Origin of the sequence: Austwickia sp. TVS 96-490-7B, assembly GCF_019331795.1 — a bacterium.
In the GTDB taxonomy this organism is placed as follows: domain Bacteria; phylum Actinomycetota; class Actinomycetes; order Actinomycetales; family Dermatophilaceae; genus Austwickia.
This window is the reverse complement of sequence record NZ_JAHPZL010000029.1, coordinates 1-8,377: the sequence shown is the minus strand read 5'-3', so window position 1 is coordinate 8,377 and position 8,377 is coordinate 1. Positions and strand designations below refer to the sequence as shown.

The following is an 8,377-nucleotide window of genomic DNA, read 5'->3' as shown; positions in this document are numbered from 1 at the left end:
AACCCGGAAGCTAAGCCTTTCAGCGCCAATGGTACTGCACTGGAGACGGTGTGGGAGAGTAGGACGCCGCCGGACAAACATTCACGTATAGCCCTGATAAACCACCCCGGTTTATCAGGGCTATACGTTTTTATGATTTAGTGCAGAACTTCGAGTTTCATGCTTGTGCTACACATCAGGGGTATGAGTTGGGCTCAGACGACAAGCAGGCACAGAGCTATTGTTGGTAGTCAAACCACCAGGAATGGCGAACTAGATCTTATCGCAGGATCTTCAGTGCTTCCTCTTGGTGACATAGGTGTTCTTCGTGGCTATGTGGTCGGTCAGATCTATGACGCCTTGGAAAGCCAAGGCCCGATAACGATGGAGGAGTCGACGCCTTCTTCGGAGTTTCGGATGGCGCCGAAAGCATCCAGGCGTCGGCAACCACGATGGTGTTCCTTACTTCGTGCTACGCCTGGAACTGGGTCAAGACTGCAACCTTGGCTGAGGTTTCCGTGGCGTTGCCCTCGAACACGTGCATTTCTAGGGGTAGCCCGCTTGGATCAGCGAGCAGCCAGGCCTGGACTGCCCTGCCCGATTCGGATCCTCCGCAGCTACGCGATCAGCAGCTCAACTCACAGTGACCAGCGACTGAGTGAGCTTGAAAGTAGACATGGAGAGGCCAGCTATTGTTGGCCGCCAAATCAACAAGCATGGCGTACTGGATCTTATCCTTCGATGACATTTGGACATGAATAGACGATGTTAACGACCATGCAATATTCATGAGGCGAACGTCATAGAGGATCCACTCAGGGAAGGACCATGCGAGAGTGGCGATTGCTGCTGTAGACCCTATAGAAATAGGTGACGAGCAGACCGGCAAAATGCCGATGTTAAAAATTTTGAGCGCAATAGTAGCCAATGCTCCAATAGTCGGCAGCGCAGGAAAGACAGTAAGTGCGTATTGCTGGCTTTTGGATGTCAAATAATTTTTGAGAATGATTCAAGTGATACTCATGCTGCTACCCCTCCCGAAAGGAAGAAAGAGATGCATGAGCAGGTCTTAATGATAATTTTGATAGCTGATGGCGCATCATCGGGGTGACCTCATTGTTGTTAAAATAATTAATTTGATTACGAATTCTATCGTATGGCGAGTAACTAGTGACGATCTTTCCTTTGAGTTCGTGATTCGCCGAGTTCAATGAGGAAGCCATGTGGAGTTATATCGATCTGTTGAGCATGACTTCACCTGGTGACCTTGCCCGCCTTCGATGTGCTCCAGAGCGATACCAGTCATCTCCAGGACAAGGGGCCAGCGGCCTGGAGGTCTGCTCCTGGGCGAAAAATGTGGACCGAATCCCATGGCGTGAAGAGGCTGGTCCTGCCGTCGCTGCCTGACGTGCCCTGATGTCCATGTCAGCCGTGCCGGTCAGATTTAACGTCGCTGGTGTTAGTACGTCGGCATCGATAGTGTCATTCTGGATGTGACCGATTTGGCCTCAGCTGCAGGCAGCTAGACCGCCTGGCGCAGCTGCTGGTGCACCCCGCACCAGCAATGATGAGTGGAGTGATGTGTATGACTGCACAGTCTGATCACGGACACACTGGGCTCGACCGCGACAATAATCTGCGTCCGGACGTCAACCAGGAAGCCAAGGAAGAGGGGAACGATCCGGCTGCCACCGACGCGATGAAGGAGCGACAAGATGAGTTGAAAGGAAACGCCTGAGTCTGAGTTCTTCGTCGCCATAGCCGTCGCCACGACATACAGAGCTACATACAGAGCTATGGCGACGTACTGAAGAGGGGGACGTCTTGTCAGTGCGTGACGGCGTGACGGCCAAAGTCGATGATGTCATCCAGACGACGCAGCAGCGCTTGGGTGAGGCGCTGCGATCTCGGGTCGCTGGTGATGAGGCTGCTGTGGCTGCTGCCCGGATTTGGCGGTCGCCGGGGTTGAGATGGTTTACCCCTGATGATCCAATCTGGATTGTCACCGAAGATGCGGCGATGTTTCCCGGGGGTATCGCATCCCTGCTGCTGCAATCACTGCATCCGGGTGCGATGGCTGGTGTCGCCGGACATTCTGGATATAAAGGGGACCCATGGGGGAGACTGCAGCGTACTAGTACTTATTTAGCAACAGTGACTTTTGGCACCGTTGATGACGCTGAAAAAGCTATCGCTCAAGTCCGTGATATCCATGAACGGGTGCGAGGGAAGGATCATCGTGGTCGGCCGTATCGTGCGAGTGATCCCTATCTGTTGCGCTGGGTACACGTGGCAGAGAGCTGGTCCTTCCTGATGTCTCATCAGGCCTACTCGGGACGGCCGCTTTCTCGTCAACAGGCAGACCGGTATGTTGATCAATCACGCAGGAGCGCAGAGCTGCTCGGAGCTACCGGCGTACCACGCAGTGTTGCCGAGCTCGAAGATCAACTGGAGTCATACCGCCCGGAGCTGGAGGCTAGTCCAGCGGCACGTGAGGCGGCGGCGTTCCTGTTGCGAAAACCACCACTGCCACTGATCGCGAGACCTGGCTACGGCTTATTGGCTGCCGGAGGGGTCGCAGTATTGCCGCAGTGGGCGCGGTCAGAGCTTCATATCCCTTGGCCGCGTCCGGTGGGTCTTATGGCACGCACCGCTGGAAGAGTGGGGACGGGTGTGGTGCGCTGGGGGATGGCTGGCCTCACCGATGACATGCGGCGCTCACCGTAAGGAGGCGGCGGCACCTGCTGCAGCATATTGTGACTGGCGTCACATACTTGGGATGGCGTGAACGGAATTTGGTTCTGCTGCGAAGGAGTTCTGCGACGGCTCTCACGCTTTAGTGCCCCGGTCTCACCGTGATGCGCACAACTCGATTGCTCAGCGCCAGCGCCTGCATTGCATCCTGGAACCCAAGTCGGACGTCAGCTTGGGGAAAGTGCGCTTCCGACAGTGTGTTTTTGGGGATTTTGACTTTATTCGGGGGAATGGCTGATGTCTGCTGCGCTCGACCTGATCGAGGCCGAGGTGCGTGAGTTAGTGCGGCGCGCTGACGTGGATCCAATGGCTGAACGTGCGGCTTTGCTGGAGTTGGTGGAGGCCGCTATTGATGACTACGAGGTGCGATCGCTGCACAGCAGTCTGCCGCGTTTGGTTGATGCTGCCGCGGTGACCCGTTCCATCATGGATAAGGTTGCCGGGTTTGGTCCATTGCAGCCCTATCTTGACGATCCAGCAGTGGAAGAGATCTGGATCAACGGCCCGAGTCAAGTCTTCGTGGCTCGTGGTGGTGTCTCGGAACTCACGACCACCTTGTTGTCTGATGAGCAGGTCCGCGACCTGGTGGAGCGCATGTTGAAGTCGTCGGGACGGCGAGTTGACTTGTCGACGCCGTTCGTGGATGCGACCCTGCCTGACGGCAGCAGATTGCACGTGGTGATTCCGGATGTGTCGCGGCGGCACTGGCTGGTGAATATTCGTAAGTTCGTCGCTAAAGCTGAGCGTCTGGACGATTTGATCCGTTTGGGGTCATTGTCGAAGGGGGCAGCACGGTTCTTGGAGGCGTGCGTCGTATCAGGGTTGAATATTCTGGTCGCAGGCGGAACGCAAGCCGGAAAAACCACTATGTTGAACTGCTTGGCAAGCGCTATTCCTACCAGAGATCGGGTGGTGACCTGCGAAGAAGTTTTCGAGCTGAAAATCACCTCCCGAGACTGGGCGGCGATGCAGTGCCGACAAGCCAGTTTGGAAGGCACCGGCGAGGTGCCGCTACGACGACTGGTGGTCGAGGCACTACGAATGCGACCGAGCCGGGTCATCGTGGGCGAGGTGCGGCAAGCCGAGAGCTTAGATCTGTTGATCGCATTGAACTCGGGCATCCCGGGGATGTGCACATTGCATGCGAACTCAGCGCGAGAGGCAGTAGTCAAAATGTGCACCCTGCCATTATTGGCGGGGGAGAACATTGGTTCACGGTTCGTGGTGCCCACCGTCGCTCATGCAGTGGACGTGGTGATCCATATGGGTCTGGAGCGGGACGGTCGCCGTCGGGTCCGAGAGATTGTGGCTGTTCCGGGTCGAGTCGAGGGCGATGTCGTGGAGATCGCCGACTTGTTCATTCGCCGGGGTGAGCGCTTAGTTCGCGCTGACGGTTTCCCGCCGCACGTTGAGCGTTTTGAGCGAGCTGGGTACGACGTGGCAGCACTGTTGGCTGAGGTAGATGCATGAGCGGGGCTGTCGTCGGCTTGCTGTTTGGATTGGGCGCCGCATGTGTGTGGTGGTCATGGTGGCCACGAGAGGAACGGCCACGACGAGAGTCGTCGTACCTGTTGGGGTTGGCCGATGATCTCGTGCAAGCGGGATATGCCCAGGTGACGGTGGGACGTTTCGTGATCATGTGTGTGCTGTTGGCAGCAGTCATCACGCTGATGGTGGTGGCCTCGACAGGTGTCCTACCGGTGGCGTTGGCGTTCGGGATGATCTCGGCGTATGTGCCGCTAGCGGTCGTGAAGTCACGGGCTCGCCGCCGACGGTTGGCGTTACGTGAAGTGTGGCCGGATGTCGTGGACAACCTGGCGTCCGCGGTGCGGGCAGGTCTGTCCCTGCCAGAAGCCATCGGACAGCTGGGTGTGCGTGGGCCGGTGGATCTGCAAGGAGCGTTCACGGCATTCGCGCAGGATTATCGGGCGACGGGTCGGTTCGCATGGTGTCTAGACCGATTGAAGGAAAGATTGGCCGATCCGGTGGGTGACCGGTTGGTGGAGTCGCTGCGCATCGCTCGAGACGTGGGTGGTAGCGATCTTGGTCGGCTCCTACGGACGTTGTCGGCGTTCCTGCGAGAAGACGCCCGGACTCGTGCCGAGTTGGAGGCGCGGCAGAGCTGGACGGTCAATGCGGCCCGGTTGGCGGTAGCTGCCCCATGGGTGGTGCTGGCGATGATGGCGACTCGTCCGGATGCGTTGCGTGCGTATTCGTCATGGGGCGGCGTGGTGGTTTTGGCGGCGGGCACCGCAGTGACGGGGATCGCCTATCGCGTGATGACGGTCATCGGTCGGCTTCCTGAAGACGAGCGGGTGTTGCGATGAGTGGGCTGGCTATCGCGGGTGGCTTATGCGGCGCGATGTTCGCTGTCGGTGTGTGCTGGTCTGTGTTGCGGCTGCCGTGGTCACGTCGGGTGCCCTTGATCGACAGAGTTGAGCCGTATGTCCGCGATGCGGCGCCGCCCAGCGCGTTGTTATCAGGTGCGCGGCGGGACCAATCTTCCCTGGGCGAGATAGTGGCGCCGTGGGTGCTCTGGGCTGCGGGACGAATCGACGCCGTGGTGGGCGGCGCGGTGTCAGTGGCCCGACGGCAACAGCGAGCTGGAGTACTTGTTGACGTACCGGCGTTCCGGGCCGAGCAAGTGGTCTGGGGCGCAGCTGGCGCGTGTGCCGGGGTGATCGTGGGGGGCCTGGCTTGGATGCGCCAGCCAGGGGCAGTGGTGTTACCGGTGCTGGCGGTCCTGATGGGCATGGCAGGTGGCATTGTGGCTCGCGACCACCAGCTGACTCGGCGGGTGGCACGCAGGGAAAGCACGATGGTCGCAGAGTTTCCAACAGTGGCAGAGCTGTTGGCGCTGTCGATCAGTGCCGGTGAGGGCACAGCAGCAGCGCTGGAACGAGTGTGTCGATTATCGTCCGGGGAGCTGTCCCGTGAGTTGCACACAGCGTTGTCCGATGCTCGGGCAGGTGCGAATCTTCCTGCAGCGCTACGTGGTCTGGCAGACCGAACTGGACTAGCGGCATTGGCACGTTTTGTCGATGGAGTGGTCATCGCATTGGAGCGAGGCACTCCGTTGGCGGAGGTACTGCGGGCTCAAGCGCAAGACGCCCGTGAGGAAGCGCGGCGACACGTGATGGAGAGCGCTGGCCGTAAGGAAATCGCGATGCTGGTCCCTGTTGTATTCCTGGTGTTGCCGGTGACCATCGTCTTCGCGGTCTATCCGGGGGTCGTGCTGTTGCAGTTATCTCCGTGACCGGGCGTGACCTATCTCTACCGCTACTGATGTAGTTCTTCCCGCCAGCGCCAGCCATTGATGTCGGCGCCGGTGGGTCGCGGCAGCCAGGATCTGCACTCCAAGGTGTGGTCCTGTTCCTGCCGCCGTACGGCGTCCCCTCCCGCCGTTCTGGTTGACCCAGTCCTGGGTCGCTCTGTGATGACATTGTGAAAGGAAAGGGTGTTGAGCTCTATGGGTGTGGGCCGCGCATGGTCGGTATTCCGGCGTGATCGTGGTGCGCAGATCGCTGCGGCGTCTGTGGTGTTAGTGATGGTGCTGATCGCTGCGGTGTCGCCGCGGCTCACCGGTGGGGATCACCGGGAGCGTGAGCGTGGCGATGTGCCCGGATGGGTGTTGATCACGTTGATGACAGCGGGTCTAGTCACGGCGATTTGGGCAGTGGCGAGTCCGGCGTTGTCGGAGCTGTTTAGTTCCGCGGTGAAAGGTGTGAAGGGTCCTTGACCGAGCCAGTCAGCGCTGATCCAGCAGCTGAGGATAGCGGGGAATCCGGCGCCGCTGTGGTGGATTTCGTGTTGGTCTCGGTACTAGTGACAGCGTTGGCGATGGCGCTGCTGCAGTTGAGTTTTGCCTTGCACGTGCGGAACACCCTGACCTGGGCGGCCTCAGAAGGCGCCCGGGCGGGGGCGCGGCTCGGGGCCAGTCCGCAGATCGCTCAGGATCGCAGTCGAGAACTCATCAGGCAGAGCCTGTCGTCGGCGTATGCGCAGGACGTGCAGGTGTCGCGTCGGGTGGAGGGGGGAGTGGCCGTGGTGGAGGTGCACGTGTGTGCGCCATTGCCGGTGGTGGCGTTGTGGGGGCCACCGGGAGCAGTGACCACACGAGGTCGGGCGTTCGCGGAGGACCAGTGATCATGCAACCTGATCGGGACAGCGCCGAGGACGGTTCGGCAGTGGTTGAATTCGTCTTCCTCGCAGTGATCCTACTGATCCCGGTGGTGTACCTGGTGTTGACCGTGTCTCGGTTGCAGGCCGCATCATTCGCGGTATCGACCGCGGCTCGGGAGGCTGGACGGGCTTTCGTCACCAGCCCTGTCGGTGCCGACCCGCAGGCGCGCGCGCAGGCTGCAGCCCGGCTGGCGTTTGCTGACCACGGATTTGACGCTGGGCGGATCGTGGTGAGTTGCGCTGCATCACCGTGCTTGACGCCGGATGCCCGTATCGATGTGGCCTCCACTGTGGAGGTGCCTTTGCCGTTGGTGCCGTCGGCGTTGTCGGGATCTTTCCCGACGTCGGTGCGCATTGACGGGGCGGCAGCAGTGACCGTGGACCGTTTCCGGGCCGGCTGATCATGGCGAGGGGAGCAGAGGACTGCGAGGTGTTAGCCCCAGCGGGGCGAGAAGACGGGCAGATCGGGTTATACATCCTGGGTGCCTGCGTACTGATCCTCACCATGGTGATCGGGATTGTTGACGTGACTGCAGTGCAGCTGGCACGGATCAGGTTGTACGACGTAGCAGACGCTGCGGCATTAGATGCTGCGGACGCGGTACATGAGTCAGCGTTATATGCCAGGGGTCTTGATAGCCACCTTCCAGTCTCGTCGGAATCCGTGCACGCACAAGCCACTCGGTTTGTGGGGGCGACGAAGCGACCTGCGGGGGTCCGCTCCTGGACGGTGGCTTCGGGCACCGGCTCGAAAGATGGACGTCAAGCGACAGTGGTGTTGACGGGAACGGTCGAGATGCCATTGGGAGGTGCGCTATTGGCATCCGTGATGGGCCCAGTCACCATCACTGTCACATCTCAGGCGCAAGGCCGAGTGGACGGTGTCGATGCGGTGGTCGCGCCATGACACGTGTGTTGGAAAGACACAACTTGTATCTGTTTGACGGAACACCTTTCCGCCGGTCAAATAGGCCGCTGAGCTGCGATGACAAAGTGTTCACCGGGTATCGCGGCCTCAATGGATATCGAATCGTGCCCTGGTCGAGCTTGCATCACAGTGAACTCGGCGGACAGACTTAAACGCTCGTACAACACGCACGTTCAGGTGAGCTCCGACGCCGTCTCCCCCCTTATCCCCCTTGAGGTGTGGAGTTCACCATCTTGAAAGGGGAACCATGACCAACATCATGGTCGATGTCCTGGTCGCAGCGGTGAGCCTGGTGGCCAGCACTCAGCTGGACGACACCTCCCATCAGTCCTGGCAGTCGATGTCCGCGGCAGTCGATGCCCAGGTGAGTTTCATGCTTGACGGTTTCGAACCCGACGAAATCGACGCAGCAGGACAAGAACTCGGTCTCGGGCGTCATGCTGATCGGCACGAGGTCGAAGAAGCGGTCCGATTGCGGGTGCAAGGACTCATGAGCGCCACCCTCGCTGCGTGACCTGGTCGTGGGGCCGTGAT

General features: G+C 59.7%; 11 protein-coding genes. All 11 read left to right on the top strand.

From position 1 onward, the window contains the following. Positions 1-815: 815 nt before the first annotated feature. The 11 genes from KEM60_RS15390 (at position 816) to KEM60_RS15340 (ending at position 8,357) form a co-directional block, all read left to right on the top strand. On the top strand, positions 816-974 hold the full coding sequence (locus KEM60_RS15390) for a hypothetical protein (protein WP_219108850.1): 159 nt from the start codon (positions 816-818) through the stop codon (positions 972-974). Positions 975-1,564: 590 nt separating this feature from the next. Next, positions 1,565-1,717: a hypothetical protein gene (locus KEM60_RS15385; protein ID WP_219108848.1), complete on the top strand. Its 153-nt coding sequence runs from the start codon at positions 1,565-1,567 to the stop codon at positions 1,715-1,717. A gap of 92 nt (positions 1,718-1,809) precedes the next feature. After that, entirely contained in the window at positions 1,810-2,706 is an 897-nt protein-coding gene (locus KEM60_RS15380) for an oxygenase MpaB family protein (protein ID WP_255574731.1), read from the top strand. Positions 2,707-2,970: 264 nt separating this feature from the next. Then, entirely contained in the window at positions 2,971-4,203 is a 1,233-nt protein-coding gene (locus KEM60_RS15375; protein WP_219108846.1) for a CpaF family protein, read from the top strand. Then, positions 4,200-5,060: a type II secretion system F family protein gene (locus tag KEM60_RS15370; protein ID WP_219108844.1), complete on the top strand. Its 861-nt coding sequence runs from the start codon at positions 4,200-4,202 to the stop codon at positions 5,058-5,060. The genes KEM60_RS15375 and KEM60_RS15370 overlap by 4 nt, the downstream gene beginning before the upstream one ends. After that, positions 5,057-5,989, top strand: coding sequence for a type II secretion system F family protein (locus KEM60_RS15365; RefSeq protein WP_219108842.1), 933 nt, complete (start codon positions 5,057-5,059; stop codon positions 5,987-5,989). Before KEM60_RS15370 ends, KEM60_RS15365 begins: the two co-directional genes overlap by 4 nt. Positions 5,990-6,280: 291 nt before the next feature. Beyond that, positions 6,281-6,472, top strand: coding sequence for a hypothetical protein (locus KEM60_RS15360; RefSeq protein WP_219108852.1), 192 nt, complete (start codon positions 6,281-6,283; stop codon positions 6,470-6,472). Then, positions 6,469-6,879 (top strand): TadE/TadG family type IV pilus assembly protein, encoded by a 411-nt coding sequence (locus tag KEM60_RS15355; RefSeq protein WP_219108840.1) that lies wholly within the window; start codon positions 6,469-6,471, stop codon positions 6,877-6,879. Before KEM60_RS15360 ends, KEM60_RS15355 begins: the two co-directional genes overlap by 4 nt. Positions 6,880-6,881: 2 nt before the next feature. Then, positions 6,882-7,316 (top strand): TadE/TadG family type IV pilus assembly protein, encoded by a 435-nt coding sequence (locus KEM60_RS15350; protein WP_219108839.1) that lies wholly within the window; start codon positions 6,882-6,884, stop codon positions 7,314-7,316. A 2-nt stretch (positions 7,317-7,318) separates the two neighbouring features. After that, on the top strand, positions 7,319-7,822 hold the full coding sequence (locus tag KEM60_RS15345; RefSeq protein WP_219108837.1) for a pilus assembly protein TadG-related protein: 504 nt from the start codon (positions 7,319-7,321) through the stop codon (positions 7,820-7,822). Positions 7,823-8,090: 268 nt separating this feature from the next. Next, positions 8,091-8,357: a hypothetical protein gene (locus KEM60_RS15340; protein ID WP_219108834.1), complete on the top strand. Its 267-nt coding sequence runs from the start codon at positions 8,091-8,093 to the stop codon at positions 8,355-8,357. Positions 8,358-8,377: the final 20 nt, after the last annotated feature.